Consider the following 16,459-nt stretch of genomic DNA (forward strand, 5'->3'; position numbering starts at 1 on the left):
AAAACGCAGGTATAGGGAGTCGCCGTGAAGGTCGGAATCGTCGGAGCCACCGGTCAGGTCGGCACGGTCATGCGCAGCATCCTCGTCGAGCGGAAGTTCCCGGTCGACGAGCTGCGCCTGTTCGCCTCGGCCCGCTCGGCGGGGACGGTCCTCGACGGTGTGACGGTGGAGGACGCCACCACGGCCGACTTCTCGGGCCTGGACATCGTGCTGTTCTCTGCGGGCGGCGCCACGTCGAAGGCGCTGGCCGAAAAGGTCGCCTCGCAGGGCGCGGTCGTGATCGACAACTCCTCCGCCTGGCGCCGCGACCCGGACGTGCCCCTGGTGGTGTCCGAGGTGAACCCGCACGCGATCGCCGACCGCCCCAAGGGCATCATCGCGAACCCGAACTGCACGACGATGGCCGCGATGCCGGTGCTGAAGCCGTTGCACGCGGAGGCGGGCCTCGAAGCGCTGGTCGTCGCCACCTACCAGGCCGTCTCCGGCTCGGGCCTCGCGGGCGTCGAGGAGCTCTTCGAGCAGATCAAGAAGGTCGGCGACGATGCGCCGAAGCTGACGCACGACGGTTCGGCGGCGGAGTTCCCCGCGCCGAACAAGTACGTCGCGCCGATCGCGTACAACGTGCTTCCGCTGGCGGGCTCCATCGTGGACGACGGGCTGAACGAGACCGACGAGGAGCAGAAGCTCCGCAACGAGTCCCGCAAGATCCTGGAGATCCCGGCCCTCAAGGTCTCGGGCACCTGTGTCCGCGTCCCCGTGTTCACCGGTCACTCCCTGCAGGTCAACGCCCGCTTCGCGCGTCCGCTGAGCCCTGAGCGCGCGACCGAGATCCTCGCCGGGGCCGAGGGCGTCGTCGTCACGGACGTCCCGACCCCGCTCACGGCCGCCGGCCGCGACGAGTCCTTCGTCGGGCGCATCCGCCGCGACGAGACCGTCGAGAACGGTCTCGCCCTCTTCATCTCGGACGACAACCTCCGCAAGGGCGCGGCGCTGAACGCGGTGCAGATCGCGGAGCTCGTCGCCAAGGAGCTGAAGGGCTAAGGGGTGTTTTGAAAGTCCTGTGCGGTGCCCGCGGTGTTAGTGCGTGCCCTCGGCGTGCCGGACGAAGGCCCTCGTACTGGACGTACTTGGGGCTTCGGCCGGTGCGGCGAGGGTGCGTGCCGGGCGCCGTGGGTGCTGTGCGGGACTTTCAAACACCCCCTAGGGGGTGTTCGCCCGGGGCTCCGCGCCCCTGCGCACCTCGAACTGGAAGCAGCCGTACTCGACGGCCCTGACGTGCACCAGGGCGACCTCCGGGTCGGCGAAGGCTTCCGCGAGGGCAGCGTCGAACCCGTCGGCGGCCGTCTCCGGTATCTCCAGGAGGCGGCCGCCGACTATGTGTCCCTCCGCGTTGTAGCGGCGCAGCGTGCGCAGGGCGCCGGGGCGGCTGAAGGGGTAGTCGTCGGGGTCGGCGTCGGGCCCCTCGCACGGGTCGGCATGGATGAAGACCGGACCCTGCTCGTCGTACGCGCCCGGCTTGGCCCAGGTCTCGGCCGCCCAGCGACGCAGCGGGGCGTACGAGACGAGGGCGATCTCGTCGCCGGCCTGGGCGGGTCGCAGGCAGCAGCGGAGCGGGCCGCCGCTCTCCGTGGCCGTGTACGGAGCGCAGGGGCGGCCCGCGTCATCGGTGTCGCGAAGCTCCTTGAGAGCCGCCGGCGGGATCGGGAGTGCGGTGTGGTTGGTCATCGCTCCAGACTCCTTCCGGCGGGGCGGCATTTCCGGCGGTATTCGGACGTCGCGTTCGACCGGGCCCGGTCGTTGCTCAGCCCTGGGCGGAGGCGGCCCGGGCGCGCTCCGGGTAGCGGGCGGTGAAGGAGGCGGCGACCGCGAAGCCGGCCACCTGGACGGGGATGGACACTCCGCTGCCGAGGTCGCCCGCGTACACGGCGGCCAGCGCTGCGGCTGTCACCGTGAAGGAGGCCGCCCAGAAGGCGGTGATCACCACGTTGATCCTGCGGAAGAGCGGGGTGTCCCAGACCTCGCGCGGGGCCTGCTTGCGGGCTATGCCGGTGGTGAAGGGGCGCCCCACGGCGAGCGTGGCCCAGGCGGTCACCGCCAGCCAGCCGAAGGAGAGCGTGCCGCTGTAGTCCTGCAGACCACTGTCGGGGCGGGCGAAGGCAAAGGCGGTCAGGGCCGCGAAGTAGACGACGGTGCTGATCTCCAGGATCTTCGCCCCGGCGGCCTCGCCCGCCTGGTGGTCCTTGAAGAGCAGCCAGGCACCGAGCGCGAGCCCTGTCAGCGCACCCCACTGCCAGCCGGCGGACGAGACGACGGCGAAGGCGATCCACGGGATGAAGCCGCGCAGGTAGTTCATGAGGGAGCTCCTAGATCAGGTCGGGCCGGGCCCGGCTGCACATTCCAAGTTCGACATGTCAAAATTAGAAGGTCCTACATTGACGTGTCAAGAGTGGAAGGTAAAGTGGAGCCCATGAGTCTTCGCCATGCGGTTCTCGGGCTGCTCGCCGAAAAGCCGGCCAGCGGCTACGACCTGATGAAACTGTTCGAGTCCTCGCTGTCCAACGCCTGGCCCGCGACGCAGAGCCAGGTGTACGGGGAGCTGGGCAAGCTCACCGACGCCGGGCTCATCGAGGTGGCCTCGGAAGGCCCCCGCGGGCGCAAGGAGTACGCCCTCACCGAGCCCGGCCTCACCGAGCTGCGGCACTGGCTCACCGACGTCGAGCCCACCCGGGTCAGACGCAGCGACGTCCTGCTGCGGGTCTTCTTCCTCGGTGTGCTCACCCCGCTGGAGGCCAAGGCCTACCTGGCCACCGAGGCCGCCCGCGCCGAGCGCCAGCACACGGGGCTCAGGGAGCTGGAGGCGTCGATCGACTGGGGCGACGACCCGATTTCGGTGCACGGGCGCCTCGCCTTGGAGTACGGGCTGCGGATCAGCGCCGCCCAGAAGGAGTGGGCCGACTGGGCCGCCGGGCAGCTGGAGACCCGCTGAGTGCGCCCGGGGCATAACCCCCTGCTCCGTGCTGCCCCGACATGGAAGGATGGCGCAACCGTCACATAACGAGGAGATGACAGGGTGCCTGGCACAAACCTGACCCGCGAAGAGGCACAGCAGCGGGCGAAGCTGCTCACCGTTGACTCGTACGAGATCGATCTCGACCTCTCCGGCGCGCAGGAGGGCGGCACCTACAGGTCCGTGACCACGGTGCGCTTCGACTCCGCCGAGACCGGCGCGGAGTCCTTCATCGACCTGGTGGCCCCGACCGTCCACGAGGTGACCCTGAACGGCGACCAGCTCCCGGTCGCCGAGGTCTTCAAGGACTCGCGGATCGCTCTTCCGGGGCTGCTGGAGGGCCGCAACGTCCTGCGTGTCGTGGCCGACGCCGCGTACACCAACACCGGCGAGGGGCTGCACCGGTTCGTCGACCCGGTCGACGAACAGGCGTATCTGTACACGCAGTTCGAGGTGCCCGACGCCCGTCGCGTCTTCGCGTCCTTCGAGCAGCCCGACCTGAAGGCCACCTTCCAGTTCACCGTCAAGGCGCCCACGGGGTGGACGGTGGTCTCGAACTCGCCGACGCCGGAGCCCAAGGACGACGTCTGGACGTTCGAGCCGACGCCGCGGATCTCGTCGTACATCACGGCGCTGATCGTCGGCCCGTACCACTCGGTGCACAGCGTGTACGAGAAGGACGGCCAGAGCGTGCCTCTCGGCATCTACTGCCGGCCCTCGCTCGCCGAGTTCCTGGACTCGGACGCGATCTTCGAGGTCACCCGGCAGGGCTTCGAGTGGTTCCAGGAGAAGTTCGACTACGCGTACCCGTTCGCCAAGTACGACCAGCTGTTCGTGCCGGAGTTCAACGCGGGCGCGATGGAGAACGCGGGCGCGGTGACCATCCGCGACCAGTACGTCTTCCGCTCGAAGGTCACGGACGCCGCGTACGAGGTGCGTGCGGAGACGATCCTGCACGAGCTGGCCCACATGTGGTTCGGCGACCTGGTGACCATGGAGTGGTGGAACGACCTCTGGCTGAACGAGTCGTTCGCCACGTACACCTCCATCGCCTGTCAGGCGTACGCGCCGAACTCGCGCTGGCCGCACTCGTGGACCACCTTCGCCAACTCCATGAAGACGTGGGCCTACCGGCAGGACCAGCTGCCGTCCACGCACCCGATCATGGCGGAGATCCGCGACCTGGACGACGTGCTCGTCAACTTCGACGGCATCACGTACGCCAAGGGCGCGAGCGTGCTCAAGCAGCTCGTCGCCTACGTCGGCATGGACGAGTTCTTCCGGGGCGTGCAGGCGTACTTCAAGGCGCACGCGTTCGGCAACACGCGCCTGTCCGACCTGCTGGGCGCGCTGGAGGAGACCTCCGGTCGCGACCTGACGACGTGGTCGCAGAAGTGGCTGCAGACGGCCGGCATCAACATCCTGCGCCCGGAGGTCACGACGGACGCGAACGGGGTCATCACCTCCTTCGCGATCCGCCAGGAGGCCCCCGCGCTGCCCACCGGCGCGAAGGGCGAGCCGACCCTGCGCCCGCACCGCATCGCTGTCGGCCTGTACGACCTCGACGACGACAGCGGCAAGCTGGTCCGCGACGACCGCATCGAGCTGGACGTCGACGGCGAGCTGACGGCCGTACCGGAGCTGATCGGCAAGCGCCGCCCGGCCGTGTTCCTGCTCAACGACGACGACCTGTCGTACGCGAAGGTCCGTCTCGACGAGGACTCCCTCGCGTTCGTCACCGAGCACCTCGGCGACTTCGAGTCCTCGCTGCCGCGCGCCCTGTGCTGGGCGTCGGCGTGGGACATGACGCGCGACGCGGAACTCGCGACCCGCGACTACCTCTCGCTCGTCCTGTCCGGCATCGGCAAGGAGTCCGACATCGGTGTGGTGCAGTCGCTGCACCGCCAGGTGAAGCTGGCGATCGAGCTGTACGCCGACCCGACCGCGCGCGAGGCGCTGCTGAACCGCTGGACGGACGCCACGCTGGCCCACCTGCACTCGGCCGCCCCGGCCTCGGACCACCAGCTGGCCTGGGCACGCGCCTTCGCCGCCACGGCCCGTACGCCGGAGCAGCTGGACCTCCTGGAGAGCCTGCTGGAGGGCCGGGAGACCATCGAGGGCCTGGCCGTGGACACCGAGCTGCGCTGGGCGTTCGTGCAGCGGCTCGCCGCGGTCGGACGCTTCGACGAGGCGGAGATCGCCGCCGAGTACGAGCGCGACAGGACGGCGGCCGGTGAGCGCCACGCGGCGACCGCGCGGGCCGCCCGGCCGACGGAGGAGGCGAAGGCGGAGGCGTGGGCCTCGGTCGTCGAGTCCGACAAGCTGCCGAACGCCCTGCAGGAGGCGGTGATCGGCGGCTTCGTCCAGACCGGCCAGCGCGAGCTGCTCGCCCCGTACACGGACAAGTTCTTCGAGGTCGTCAAGGACATCTGGGACTCCCGCTCGCACGAGATCGCCCAGCAGATCGCCATCGGCCTCTACCCGGCCGTCCAGGTCTCCGCGGACACCCTCGCGAAGACCGACGCGTGGCTGGCCTCGGCCGAGCCCAGCGCGGCGCTGCGCCGGCTGATCTCGGAGTCCCGCTCGGGCGTGGAGCGGGCACTGAAGGCACAGGCGGCGGACGCGGCCGCGTAGTCGTCCCTACGGCCATGGGGGCGCCCGGCATCATGCCGGGCGCCCCTTTGCGTGCTCTCAGCGCAGGACCATCCCGCCGGTCACGTTGACGAAGGTGCCGGTGATGCCTGCCGCGTGGTCGGAGGCGAGGAAGACGGCGGTGGCGGCGACCTCGGCGAGGGTGGGGTTGCGGCGGGTCGCGCGCATCCCGGCGAGCTGGTCGATGATGCCCTGGACAGCCGCCTCGTCGATCGCCGGATTGACCGCGGCGAGCTTCTCGACGGTGAACGTCTCGGGCACCCCGGCCGCCCACAGACCCACGGCCCGCACCCCGCGCGGTCCCAGCTCCACCGCCAGGTTGCGTACGAGCGTGTCGACGGCGGCGTCGGCGGGCCCTGTGCCGCCCATCATCGGACTGCCGTGCGCGGAGCCGCTGTTGAGGGTGAGGATCACTCCGCGGCCGCGCTCGGCCATCCGGCGGCCGGCCGCGCGTGCGGTGATGAAGTTCGCGCGGGCGCCGTTGATCACCGGCCGCAGGAAGTCGTCCACGGGCATGTCGACGAGCGGGGCGCCCTGCACGTCGCCGCGGGTGACGAGGTTGAACGAGATGTCGACGTCGCCGACGCCCGCGAGGTGCTCCTCCACTGCCGTCTCGTCGAGCGCGTCGACGACGGCCACCTCGGCGTCCTTGAGGCCGCCGGCCACCGCCTCCAGCGTCCGACGGGTGCGCCCCACCAGGTGGACCCGCGCGCCCTGCTCGGCGAAGGCACGGGCGACCGCGCCGCCGATGGAGCCGCCGGCGCCGTACACGATCGCGGTCCTGTCGGTGAGCAGCATGATGATCTCCTTCGAAGGTGTTCCGGAGTGTTCCGGAGGTGTCCGTGTCGGTCGGTCATACAGACGCACGGGACCCCGGCCGCTCATCGGTCATGCGGTCACAGCCGCAGGGGCAGTCCGAACGCGGGGAAGAGGTGCGGTTCGAACGAGGTGATCTCGACGACCCGGTCGTCCTCGCCGAAGCGCAGGACGTCGAGGACCTGGGCGCGGTAGACGTTCGTGCCGGGCCTGCGCACGTAACCCCCGGCCGCGAGCTGCCCGTTGGCGCGGGCGGGCAGGTGGCGCCAGTGGCCGAAGAACATGGGGGACGCCGGGTCGAGGGTCGGGCGCAGGAACTCGGCGAGGGCGTCGCGGCCCGTGAACCAGAACGGGTTCGGCGGCATGGTGAGCGTGACGTCCTTGCTGAGCAGGTCGGTCATCGCCGCGAAGTCGAGCTGTTCGGCGGCGGCCATGTACCGCTGCAGGACGGCGCGTTGGGCCTCCGTCGGCTCGCCGGCGCTCCAGTCGGCGCGCTCCCGGGGCAGGTGGTCGCGCAGGGTGGGCCGGGCCCGTTGCAGGGCGCTGTTGGCCGAGGCCACGGTCAGCTCGAGGGCCTCGGCGGTCTCGGCGGCGCTCAGGCCGAGCACGTCACGCAGGATCAGCACCGCCCGCTGGCGGGGCGGCAGATGCTGGAGGGCGGCCAGGAAGACGAGCTCCAGGGTCTCGCGGGAGACGGCGGCGACGTCCGGCCGGTCCTCCTCGGCCGTGGGCAGCTCGTCGTCGGGGTAGGGCTGCAGCCAGGTGACCCGGGCGGGTGCCTCGCCGGTGCCGTGGTTCATGCCGGGCACGGGTTCGTAGCGCTGCGGGCGGCGGGCGGTGCGGCGCTGGAAGTCGAGGCAGGCGTTGGTGGCGATGCGGTACAGCCAGGTGCGGGCGCCGGCCCGCCCCTCGAAGGTGTCCCGCGCCCGCCAGGCCCGCAGACAGGTCTCCTGTACGAGGTCCTCGGAGTCGTCGTAGGAGCCGGTGATGCGGTAGCAGTGGACGCGCAGTTCGCGCCGGTAGGACTCGACGAGTGCGGCGAAGTCGCCCTCGCTGTCACCGAGGGGGGATTGCGTAACGGGCTCGGGTGTGACGGAATCGCGTGCCGGCTCCGTCTGCCTCGCGGTGTCCCGCGCGACGCGGGCGACGCGGCGCAGCCGTCCGACGGACGACGCCAGGTCCGCCGCTCCGGCGTACAGGACGGAGGGCGGCGTCGGCACGAGCTGCTGCACCTGCCGCCCGATGTCCTCGATGAGCCCCCGCACGCTCGCGGGCTCCTCGGGCGCCTGCCGCTCCCGGTACGCCTTCTGCCGGCAGGCTGCGGAGCAGTACACGGAACTCCGCCCCGCCCGCCCGACCCGCGCGGGCAGGGGCTTGCCGCACACCCGGCACACGTCATCGGCCACGTCCTCGGCCACCGAACACCTCCGGGGAATTCGTCACACGCGAACGCCGTGACGTTACCTCCGGCACACGGCTACCGTCCCAACTCCCGCGCCACCGCCCGCAGCGCGTCGAGCACCCGGCCCACCGCGGGCGCGTCCTCGGCGCCCCGGCGTACCGCGGCGACCACGTGCCGGTGGGGCCGGTCCCGGTCCAGCTCCCGCATCAGGACCCCGTCCCGCCCGTCCCGTCGTACGCAGGCCATCCGCGGTACGAGAGCGACGCCCATCCCCGCCTCGACCATGGCGAGAATCGCGGTCCAGCCGGCTGCCGAGTGCCCCTGGTGCGGGGTGAAACCGGCGGCCTCGCACGCGGCCCGGGTGATGTCCGACCAGGGGCCGCTGCCGCCGAAGATCCACGGCTCGGCGGCGAAGTCGGCGAGCCGGACGTGGTCGGCGCGGGCGAGGGCGTGCCCGCGCGGCAGGGCGAGGTCGAGGGGGTCGGCCAGCAGGGGTACGCGCGTGAAGCGGGCGTCCGCCGCCGAGGGCGCCTGCGCGGCGAGCGAGAGCGCGAGGTCGACCGAGCCCGCGCCGAGCAGTTCGTACGCCTCCGCCGCCTCGGACTCCCGTACCTGCACGGAGATCCCGGGGTGCGCCGTGCGCAGCGCCCGGACGGCCGGGACGACGAGTGCGGGCACGGCCGTCGAGAAGGCGCCGACCCGCACCTCCCCGGCCTCGCCCTGGACGTAGGCGGTCAGGTCGGCGTCGGCGCGCTCCAGTTGCTCGAACACGGCTTCCGCGTGCCGCAGCACGAGCTCCGCCGCGTCCGTGAGCCGTACCCGCCGCCCCTGTGCCTCCAGCAGGGGCACCCCGAGCTGTTTCGCGAGATTGGTCAGCTGCTGCGAGACGGCCGAGGGGGTCAGCAGCAGTGCCCGCGCGGTCGCGGTGACGGTGCCCCGCTCCCGCAGAGTGCGCAGGATCTGCAGCTTCTTGATGTCCCACTTGTCGTACTCGGCCATGGCGGCAACCTATCCCGCGGGTTCCGGGCGTCCGGCCGGCGACCGGGGCGGGGTCAGCGTGCCGTGCGGGCGGCGGTGCCGAGGACGACTCCGCCGAGGATGAGGGCCATGCAGATCAGCTGTGTGCCGCTCACCGACTCGCCCAGGAGCGCGTACGACAGGGCCGCCACGCACACCGGCTGAAGGTAGTAGACGGCTCCGGCGCGGGCCGCGCCGATCAGCGAGATCGCCTTGTTCCAGGCGAAGAAGGCGACCGCGGAGGAGAGGACGCCGACATAGACGAGGGGGCCGACGGTGGCGGTCGTGGGGGTGAAGGTCCCCTGGACGCCGACGCTCAGCGCGTACGCCGGGAGCAGCATCGCCGTGCCGAGCGCGAAGGTCGCGAACAGGAAGGCGGGGCCGGTGAGCTCGGCAGGCCTCCGGCGCAGCAGGGCGCTGTACGACGCGAAGCACAGGGCCGCCGCGATCATCCACAGGTCGCCCGCCGAGAGGGCCTTCGCCGATGTGCCCCCGCCGACCAGGAGCAGGACGCCCGCGCAGGCGATCAGCATCCCGGTGACCCGGCGCGCTCCGAGCCGTACGCCGCCGACCCGTTCGTAGGCCGCCATCAGAACGGGCGACGCGGCCATGATCATGCCCATGTTGCCGGCGGAGGTGGAGACGCCCGCCTGGTTGACCAGGGTGTTGTAGACGGTGACGCCGAGGAGGGCGGCGAGGAGGAGGTGGGGAAGGTTGCGGCGCAGCAGGGTCCGCTGCCGCCAGGCCTCCCGGGCCGTGAACGGGGCGATCGCCGCGAGTGCGATCAGCCAGCGCCAGAACGCCTGTTGGACCGGCGGCACGCTGTCGTGCAGAGCGCGCGAGGCGACGAAACTGCCGGACCAGACGAGGGTGGCGACGGCGGCGAGGGCGAGGCCGAGGCCCACGGACCCCTTCCTCGCCCTAGGGGGTGCTTTGAAGGTCCTGTGCGGTGCCCGCGGTGTTCGGTGCGTGCCCTCGGCGTGCCGGACGATGGCCCTCGTACTGGACGTACTTGGGTCTTTGGCCGGTGCGGCGAGGGTGCGTGCCGGGCGCCGTGGGTGCTGTGCGGGACTTTCACAACACCCCCTAGCCGCCGGCTCGCTTCCGCGCCTCGCGCGGTGCGGATGTGCCCGGTCCAGGACTGCCACAGGTACCCCTTCGTTCGGTGATCGCTTTGAACTACCGTCGCAGGGCGGGAACTGTCACGTCCATCGAATCTTTTCGACCATTCTGTTCAGTTGAACTGAAACGTGCCGGGCCGCTCGCGGGGGTCGTACGCGGCGCGGTGTGCGCCTTGCCTCGCGGCTTGAGCTGCCCGAAGACCGTCGCCCCGAACGCCAGCGCCATGCCCGCCAGCTGGACCGGGGTGAGCGCCTGGTCCAGCGCCGCCCAGCCGATGACGGCCGCGGTCAGCGGGGAGAGCGGGCCGAGGAAGGTGACCTGGGTGGCGGTGAGGCGGCCGATGCCGCGGAACCAGAGCCAGTACGCGACCGCCGTGTTGGCCAGGGCGAGGTAGGCGTACCCGGAGACCGCGCGGCCGTCCAGCGCGGGCGGCGCGCCCTCGACGAGAAGGGCGAGCGGGGCTATCAGCAGTCCGCCGGCCGTCAGCTGCCAGGCGGTGAGCGCCAGTGGGCCGACTCCGTCCGGGCGGCCCCACCGCTTGGTCAGCACCGTGCCGGTGGACATCGACGCGGTCGAGGCGAGCGCGGCCAGGACACCGACGAGGTCGAGCGCACCGGCCGCCTTCAGGACGACGAGGCTGACGCCGAGGGCCGCCGCGATGCCGGTGAGGACGGTGCGCAGGGTCGGCCGGTCGCCGAGCAGGACCGTGGCGAGGCCCGCCACGAACAGCGGCCCGACCGAGCCGAAGACCGCCGCCATGCCGCCGGGCAGCCGGTACGCGGAGAGGAAGAGGAGCGGGAAGAAGGCGCCGATGTTCAGCGCGCCCAGCACCGCCGCCTTCCCCCACCAGACGCCGCGCGGCAGGACGCGGGCCAGTGCGAGCAGGACCAGCCCGGCGGGCAGGGCGCGCATCGCCGCGGTGAACAGGGGGCGGTCCGCCGGGAGGAACTCGGTGGTGACCGCGTAGGTGGTGCCCCAGGACATGGGGGCGAGAGCGGTGAGCAGGACGGTCGCGGACCGCTTCATGGCGAACTCGCTTTCCCGGCGGACGAGGGGTTGAGGCCTTGCGCCCCGACCCTCAAGTAGGTCGATGGAAAGTAGCTTACTCGCAAGCTACTTTCCGTCAAGCTACTTTCTTGCGAACGACCGACCGGCGGCGGATACTCGCCTTCATGGAGACTTCGAAGGACGCCGTCGACGCGATCATCGAGCAGTGGGCCGCCGTACGGCCGGACCTCGACACCGCCGCGATGGAGGTCTTCGGGCGGATCTTCCGGCTCTCCCGGGCGATGAGCGACCGGATGGAGAAGGCGTACGCCCGGTTCGGGATCTCGCGCGGGGAGTTCGACGTCCTGGCGACGCTGCGCCGCTCGGACGCCCCGTACACGCTCTCGCCCCGGCAGCTCTCGGCGACTTTGATGCTCACCACCGGCGGCATGACAGGACGCCTGGACAAACTGGAGCGTGCGGGGCTGCTGCGGCGCTCCCCCGACCCGCACGACCGGCGCGGGCTCCAGGTCACGCTGACGGACGAGGGCTTCCGTCTGATCGACGAGGCCGTCGGCGCGGGGCTCGCCGCACAGACGGCGGCCCTCTCCCGGCTCGACGACGAACAGGCCGGCCAACTGGCCGACCTGTTGCGGGAGTTGCTGGGAGAGGCGGACTAGGGTCCGAGGAGTAGCCCGGCGAGGCGGGCCCCGGCGGAAAGCCGGGCTAGCGGCCCACCGCCGCGGTCAGGGCCGCCTCCAGCTCCGCCGGCTCCGGGGACTCCGCCGCCCAGGCCACGTATCCGTCGGGGCGCACCAGCACCGTCGTACGCCGGTCGCTCGCCCAGCCCTCCACGGTGAGGCGGCCCTTGCGCTGCCCGGCCGCGCCCTCGGCGTCGTCCGGCCGCGGGGTGACGAGGACGAACCTGCCGCCGCGCAGGGCCTCGTAGAGGCGGCCGCTGCTCAGGGCGACGTCCGGGACGCGGGTGCCGACGAGCTTGTGGGAGCCGCGCGGCGCCGGGTAGGCGTATCCGATGCCGGTGAGCTGCCCGGTCACCTTGCGGCGGGCGGGGCCGACGTGGTCGAGGACGGTGGTGAGCACGCCGCGCAGGGCCAGCGTCCAGGGGCGCTTGGCCATCGCGAGCCGCACCATGCCACCGCTGCTGCGCAGGACGGACTCGCCGACGGGGTGGCGCTCGGCCTGGTAGGTGTCCAACAGGGCGGCGTCCGCATGTCCGTTGACGACCGCCGCCAGCTTCCAGCCGAGGTTCGCCGCGTCCTGGAGACCGGTGTTCATGCCCTGCCCGCCGGCCGGGGTGTGCACATGCGCGGCGTCCCCGGCGAGGAAGACCCGGCCGACGCGGTACTCGGGCACCTGGCGCTCGTCGCTGTGGAAGCGGGACATCCAACGGGCCTCGCGCATGCCGTAGTCGTGGCCGAGGGCGCGCCGGGCGATGTCCTTGACCTCGTCGAGTTCGAGCGGCTCGCTGTCGGGGACGTTGTGCCGGCGGTCCCAGCCGATCACGCGGTAGTAGCCGTCGCCGAAGGGGGCGATGAAGGCGAAGGTGTCGCCGACGGTGGCGACGGTCAGCAGGGTCTCGGGCCGCTCGTCGAGCAGCACGTCCGCGAGGACGACGGAACGGATCACCGACTTGCCGGGGAACGGCTGCCCGATCGCCTCGCGCACCGCGCTGCGCATCCCGTCCGTACCGACGACGTACGCGGCCCGCAACTGCTCCGCCTCCCCGTCCGCGCCCCGGACTTCGAGCGTCACCCCGTCCGCGTCCTGACGCAGCCCGGTCACCTCGGTCTCGTACACGAACCGCACCCCGGCCTCCTCAGCGCGCCGCTGCAGCGCCTTCTCCACCTCGTACTGCGGGATGACGAGCAGGTGGTTGAAGCGGGAGGGCAGGGTGTCGAGCGCGACGGTGAGCCGGCCGAAGAGCCGGATGCGGTCGAGGGCCTCGCCCTGCTCCTCCAGCTCGTCGGCGAGACCCCGGGCGTCGAGCTGCTCCAGGGTGCGGGCGTGCAGGACGAAGGCACGGGAGAGGTTGCTGATCTTGTGCGGGCGCTTCTCGACGAGGGTGACCGGGACGCCGGCGGTGGCGAGGTCGGCGGCCAGCAGCAGGCCGGTGGGGCCGGAACCCACGACGATGACGGCGGCGGAGCCGGAGCCGGAGCCGGAGTTCGGGCCCGTGCCGGTGGCGAGGTTCGTGCTGCTGTCGTTCCCGGTGCCGTTCATGAGGACCTCCGAATGCCAACGTCCGTTTGCCAACATCTGTTGACCAACGCTCGTTGACCAACGTAGAGCCGCCGCTCTGGACTGTCAACAGGTGTTGGCCTACGGTTGTTGGCATGAACGGCAGTGACAGCAGAGGCACAGAGTCCGGATCGCGGTCCCCGCGCCGCTCCGACGCCACCCGCAACGCCATCCTCACGGCCGCCCGCGAGCGTTTCGCGGCGGAGGGATACGAGCGCGCCACCATCCGTGCGATCGCCAAGGACGCGGGGATCGATCCGTCGATGGTGATGCGGTACTACGGCTCGAAGGAGGGGTTGTTCGCCACGGTCCTCGACGCCGATCTGCGGATGCCGCAGCCGGACGGGCTGGACCCGAGCGAGGTGGGCCGCGTGCTGGTGGGCCACTTCCTCGACCTCTGGGAGGAGAACGACGTGCTCACGGTGCTGCTCCGGGTCGGCGTCACCCACCCGGCCGGCGCGCAGCGCATGCAGGGCGTCTTCCGGGACCAGATCCTGCCGGTCGCCCTGCGCTGCTGCCCCGACCCCGAGCAGGCGCCGGTGCGGGCCGCGCTCGTCGCGTCGCAGATGCTCGGGATGGCACTCACCCGCTACGTCCTGCGGTTCGAGTCGGCCGGCGCGCTGCACCGCGAGGAGGTCGTGGCGTGGCTGGCGCCGACGGTGCAGCGGTATCTCACGGCGCCGAACCCCTGATGGCCACGGCCCGCGCACACAGCGAGGGCGCCGTCCTCACCCCCGTACGGCGAATGCGCGTACGGGAGGCGAGGACGGCGCCCTCGGGAAAAGTTCGGCGGCTGCTACGGGCCCTGCCGGAGCAGGCCGGGAGTGCCGGCCCGAAAGAGCGGGCCCGAGCGGGAACGCCGAGGTCAGGCCTTTGCCTTGACCTTCGGCTGCCGGTCCTTCGACTTGTCGAGGACCATGACCAGGCCCGCGATGACCAGGAACAGCGCGAGCGGCGCCGCGACGTAGAGGCCGAGCGTTTCGATCACGCTCAGGCCATTGCCGGGGTCGTCGCCGTCGTCGCGGGTCAGCGCGAGCGCGGGGGACGACATGAGCAGCATCATCAGCGTCGTACCGGCAGCCAGGGCGCCGGCGCGCAGGGCGTTCTTCTTGTCCACGGTGCCAACGTAGCGAACGCCCGAACGAGCCGCGCGCCCGGGGTGGCCGTATGAAGGACCCCGGGAGGCCGCACGCGGGAACCCGGGGGCCTCAGAGGTGCTCGCGGCCGGCCCCGGGGCGGGTCCGCAGCACGTCCAGGAGGGCGTGCAGGCGGGGCGAGGCGGCCAGTTCCTCCAGGGTCACCGGGCGCCCCTCGGCATCCGCGACCGGCAGCCGCCAGTTCGGGTACTGGTCCCAGGTGCCGGGCAGGTTCTGGGGACGCCGGTCGCCGACCGTGTCCGGCAGCCAGACGCCGATCATGCGGGCCGGGGTGCGCAGCAGGAACCGGTGCACGGCCTGGATCTCCGCCTCCTCGGTCTCGGCGCACACCCCGCCGCTCGCGCCCGGCAGCAGCCCGAGCCGGGTGAGCAGCGCCAGCCACTCCCCCGCCTCCGCGGACGCCGCGGCCCGCTCCTCGTCCAGGGTGCCCGTCAACAGGCCCAGGGCGGCGCGGAGTTCGACGTGGTCGCCGGTCAGCCGGGAGGCGGTGGAGGGCAGGTCGTGGGTGGTGGCGGTGGCGAGGCAGTCGGCGCGCCAGCGTTCGGGCGGCAGCGGCAGCCCGTCGCCCTCCCAGTCGCGCTCGAACCAGAGCACGGACGTGCCGAGCACTCCGTGCTCGTGCAGGGTCTCGCGCACTCCCGGTTCCACGGTGCCGAGGTCCTCGCCGATCACCAGGGCCCCGGCGCGGGCGGCCTCCAGCGCGAGGATCGCGAGCATGGCCTCGGCGTCGTGGCGGACGTACGTGCCCTGCGTCGGCTGCTCGCCCTGCGGGATCCACCAGAGCCGGAACAGGCCCATGACGTGGTCGATGCGCAGGGCGCCCGCGTACCGGAAGAGGGCGCACAGCAGACGGCGGTACGGGGCGTAGCCGGAGTCGGCCAGGCGGTCGGGGCGCCAGGGGGGCAGGCCCCAGTCCTGGCCGCGCGAGTTGAAGGCGTCCGGGGGTGCGCCGACCGACATTCCGGCGGCGAAGTACTCCTGCTGCGCCCAGGCGTCGGCTCCGCCGGGATGGACGCCGACGGCGAGGTCGTGCACGAGCCCCACCGGCATGCCCGCGTCGCGCGCGGAGCGCTGGGCGGCGGCGAGTTGGGCGTCCGTGAGCCAGGCGAGGCGGCTGTGGAAGTCGACGCGGTCCATCAACTCCGAGCGGGCGCGGGCGGTTTCGGGCGAGCGGGGGTCGCGCAGCGCGGCGGGCCACTGCTGCCAGTCGGAGCCGTGGACCTCGGCGAGCGCGTACCAGGTGGCGTGGTCCTCCAGCGCCTGTCCTTCCTCGGCGAGGAAGTCCGCGTAGGCGGCGAGGCGTCCGGGGCCGAGGGGCACTGCGCGCACCAGTTCCAGTGCTTCGCGCTTGAGCTCCCAGACGGCGTCGCGGTCGATCAACGCCCCTTTGCGCAGGACGGACTCGCGCAGTCCGGCGGCGCGTTCCAGCAGCGTACGCAGCCGGTCGCGCTCGTCGGCGTACGCGAACTCGGGGATGTCCTCGACGCGCAGGTGCACGGGGTCGGGGAAGCGGCGGGAGGAGGGCCGGTAGGGGGAGGGGTCGGTGGGGGCGCCGGGTACGGCCGCGTGCAACGGGTTGACCTGCACGAATCCGGCGCCCAGCGCGCGGCCCGCCCAGGCGGTCAGCTCGGCGAGGTCGCCGAGGTCGCCCATCCCCCAGGAGCGCTGAGAGAGCAGGGAGTAGAGCTGGACGAGGAGTCCGTAGGTGCGTCCGGCGGGTGTGGGCAGCCGGGCGGGGGCGACGACGAGGTGGACGTCGGCGGTGCGGCCGTCGGGCGCGGTGGCCCGCAACGCGTGGACGCCGAGCGGAAGTTGCTCGGCCGAGGCGCGCGTCTCGCCCTGCTCGGTCTCGATGCGCAGCCGGGTGCCGGGCGGCAGGTCGGCGAGGGCCTTCGGCAGCGGGGTGCCCCGGCGTCCGGCGCGGGCCGCGGGGGCGGGGCCCGCGGGGTCTTCGGAGTGGTCCTCGGCCGGGGATGCGGCGCCGCTCCAGCAGACCACGGTCGGCGGCAGCAGCCGGTCGCGGACCTGTGCCTCGCGAGC

At 72.2% G+C, this 16,459-nt stretch carries 15 protein-coding genes; 5 read left to right on the top strand and 10 right to left on the bottom strand.

Annotated elements, in window-relative coordinates; all coding sequences use genetic code 11:
* Positions 1-24: 24 nt before the first annotated feature.
* A complete protein-coding gene (locus ABZS97_RS17305) occupies positions 25-1,041 on the top strand; it encodes an aspartate-semialdehyde dehydrogenase (RefSeq protein ID WP_356138560.1) in 1,017 nt (338 codons plus the stop codon).
* Between the two features lie 159 nt (positions 1,042-1,200).
* Here ABZS97_RS17305 and ABZS97_RS17310 read toward each other — a convergent pair whose 3' ends face one another.
* On the bottom strand, positions 1,201-1,725 hold the full coding sequence (locus ABZS97_RS17310) for a DUF1203 domain-containing protein (RefSeq protein WP_356138562.1): 525 nt from the start codon (positions 1,723-1,725) through the stop codon (positions 1,201-1,203).
* A gap of 76 nt (positions 1,726-1,801) precedes the next feature.
* Positions 1,802-2,353: a hypothetical protein gene (locus ABZS97_RS17315; RefSeq protein WP_356138564.1), complete on the bottom strand. Its 552-nt coding sequence runs from the start codon at positions 2,351-2,353 to the stop codon at positions 1,802-1,804.
* A gap of 114 nt (positions 2,354-2,467) precedes the next feature.
* On the opposite strand from ABZS97_RS17315, the gene ABZS97_RS17320 reads away from it, so the two are divergent.
* Both ABZS97_RS17320 and pepN read left to right on the top strand, forming a co-directional pair.
* Positions 2,468-2,986, top strand: a complete 519-nt coding sequence (locus tag ABZS97_RS17320; RefSeq protein ID WP_356138566.1) for a PadR family transcriptional regulator — start codon at positions 2,468-2,470, stop codon at positions 2,984-2,986.
* Between the two features lie 84 nt (positions 2,987-3,070).
* Positions 3,071-5,641 carry an aminopeptidase N gene (gene pepN / locus ABZS97_RS17325; RefSeq protein WP_356138568.1) on the top strand — a complete coding sequence of 857 codons (2,571 nt, stop codon included), beginning with the start codon at positions 3,071-3,073 and terminating at the stop codon, positions 5,639-5,641.
* A 57-nt stretch (positions 5,642-5,698) separates the two neighbouring features.
* Here pepN and ABZS97_RS17330 read toward each other — a convergent pair whose 3' ends face one another.
* The 5 genes from ABZS97_RS17330 to ABZS97_RS17350 form a co-directional block, all read right to left on the bottom strand.
* Entirely contained in the window at positions 5,699-6,457 is a 759-nt protein-coding gene (locus ABZS97_RS17330) for an SDR family oxidoreductase (protein ID WP_356138570.1), read from the bottom strand.
* 98 nt (positions 6,458-6,555) lie between these two features.
* Positions 6,556-7,881, bottom strand: a complete 1,326-nt coding sequence (locus ABZS97_RS17335) for a sigma-70 family RNA polymerase sigma factor (protein ID WP_356138590.1) — start codon at positions 7,879-7,881, stop codon at positions 6,556-6,558.
* Between the two features lie 71 nt (positions 7,882-7,952).
* Positions 7,953-8,876 carry a LysR substrate-binding domain-containing protein gene (locus ABZS97_RS17340; protein ID WP_356138572.1) on the bottom strand — a complete coding sequence of 308 codons (924 nt, stop codon included), beginning with the start codon at positions 8,874-8,876 and terminating at the stop codon, positions 7,953-7,955.
* A 53-nt stretch (positions 8,877-8,929) separates the two neighbouring features.
* A complete protein-coding gene (locus tag ABZS97_RS17345; protein ID WP_356138573.1) occupies positions 8,930-9,799 on the bottom strand; it encodes a DMT family transporter in 870 nt (289 codons plus the stop codon).
* Between the two features lie 274 nt (positions 9,800-10,073).
* A complete protein-coding gene (locus tag ABZS97_RS17350) occupies positions 10,074-11,042 on the bottom strand; it encodes an EamA family transporter (protein ID WP_356138575.1) in 969 nt (322 codons plus the stop codon).
* Between the two features lie 146 nt (positions 11,043-11,188).
* On the opposite strand from ABZS97_RS17350, the gene ABZS97_RS17355 reads away from it, so the two are divergent.
* Entirely contained in the window at positions 11,189-11,683 is a 495-nt protein-coding gene (locus ABZS97_RS17355; protein WP_356138577.1) for a MarR family transcriptional regulator, read from the top strand.
* 46 nt (positions 11,684-11,729) lie between these two features.
* On the opposite strand, the gene ABZS97_RS17360 is transcribed toward ABZS97_RS17355, so the two are convergent.
* Positions 11,730-13,244 (bottom strand): FAD-dependent monooxygenase, encoded by a 1,515-nt coding sequence (locus ABZS97_RS17360; RefSeq protein ID WP_356138579.1) that lies wholly within the window; start codon positions 13,242-13,244, stop codon positions 11,730-11,732.
* A 113-nt stretch (positions 13,245-13,357) separates the two neighbouring features.
* On the opposite strand from ABZS97_RS17360, the gene ABZS97_RS17365 reads away from it, so the two are divergent.
* On the top strand, positions 13,358-13,954 hold the full coding sequence (locus tag ABZS97_RS17365) for a TetR family transcriptional regulator (RefSeq protein ID WP_356138581.1): 597 nt from the start codon (positions 13,358-13,360) through the stop codon (positions 13,952-13,954).
* A gap of 173 nt (positions 13,955-14,127) precedes the next feature.
* Here the strand turns inward: ABZS97_RS17365 and ABZS97_RS17370 are convergent, their stop codons facing one another.
* Both ABZS97_RS17370 and malQ read right to left on the bottom strand, forming a co-directional pair.
* On the bottom strand, positions 14,128-14,379 hold the full coding sequence (locus tag ABZS97_RS17370) for a hypothetical protein (protein ID WP_356138584.1): 252 nt from the start codon (positions 14,377-14,379) through the stop codon (positions 14,128-14,130).
* Positions 14,380-14,470: 91 nt separating this feature from the next.
* Positions 14,471-16,459, bottom strand: a 1,989-nt coding sequence (gene malQ, locus ABZS97_RS17375; RefSeq protein ID WP_356138586.1) for a 4-alpha-glucanotransferase, incomplete at its 5' end; no start/stop codon positions are given.

Origin of the sequence: Streptomyces sp. NPDC005485 (assembly GCF_040606085.1) — a bacterium.
Classification (GTDB): domain Bacteria; phylum Actinomycetota; class Actinomycetes; order Streptomycetales; family Streptomycetaceae; genus Streptomyces.

Excerpts from the sequence above, each read along its gene's own strand:
- ABZS97_RS17310 (WP_356138562.1), bottom strand. The coding sequence starts at position 1,725 with ATGACCAACCACACCGCACTCCCGATCCCGCCGGCGGCTCTCAAGGAG.
- ABZS97_RS17315 (WP_356138564.1), bottom strand. The coding sequence starts at position 2,353 with ATGAACTACCTGCGCGGCTTCATCCCGTGGATCGCCTTCGCCGTCGTC.
- ABZS97_RS17320 (WP_356138566.1), top strand. The coding sequence starts at position 2,468 with ATGAGTCTTCGCCATGCGGTTCTCGGGCTGCTCGCCGAAAAGCCGGCC.
- ABZS97_RS17330 (WP_356138570.1), bottom strand. The coding sequence starts at position 6,457 with ATGCTGCTCACCGACAGGACCGCGATCGTGTACGGCGCCGGCGGCTCC.
- ABZS97_RS17340 (WP_356138572.1), bottom strand. The coding sequence starts at position 8,876 with ATGGCCGAGTACGACAAGTGGGACATCAAGAAGCTGCAGATCCTGCGC.
- ABZS97_RS17350 (WP_356138575.1), bottom strand. The coding sequence starts at position 11,042 with ATGAAGCGGTCCGCGACCGTCCTGCTCACCGCTCTCGCCCCCATGTCC.
- ABZS97_RS17355 (WP_356138577.1), top strand. The coding sequence starts at position 11,189 with ATGGAGACTTCGAAGGACGCCGTCGACGCGATCATCGAGCAGTGGGCC.
- ABZS97_RS17360 (WP_356138579.1), bottom strand. The coding sequence starts at position 13,244 with ATGAACGGCACCGGGAACGACAGCAGCACGAACCTCGCCACCGGCACG.
- ABZS97_RS17365 (WP_356138581.1), top strand. The coding sequence starts at position 13,358 with ATGAACGGCAGTGACAGCAGAGGCACAGAGTCCGGATCGCGGTCCCCG.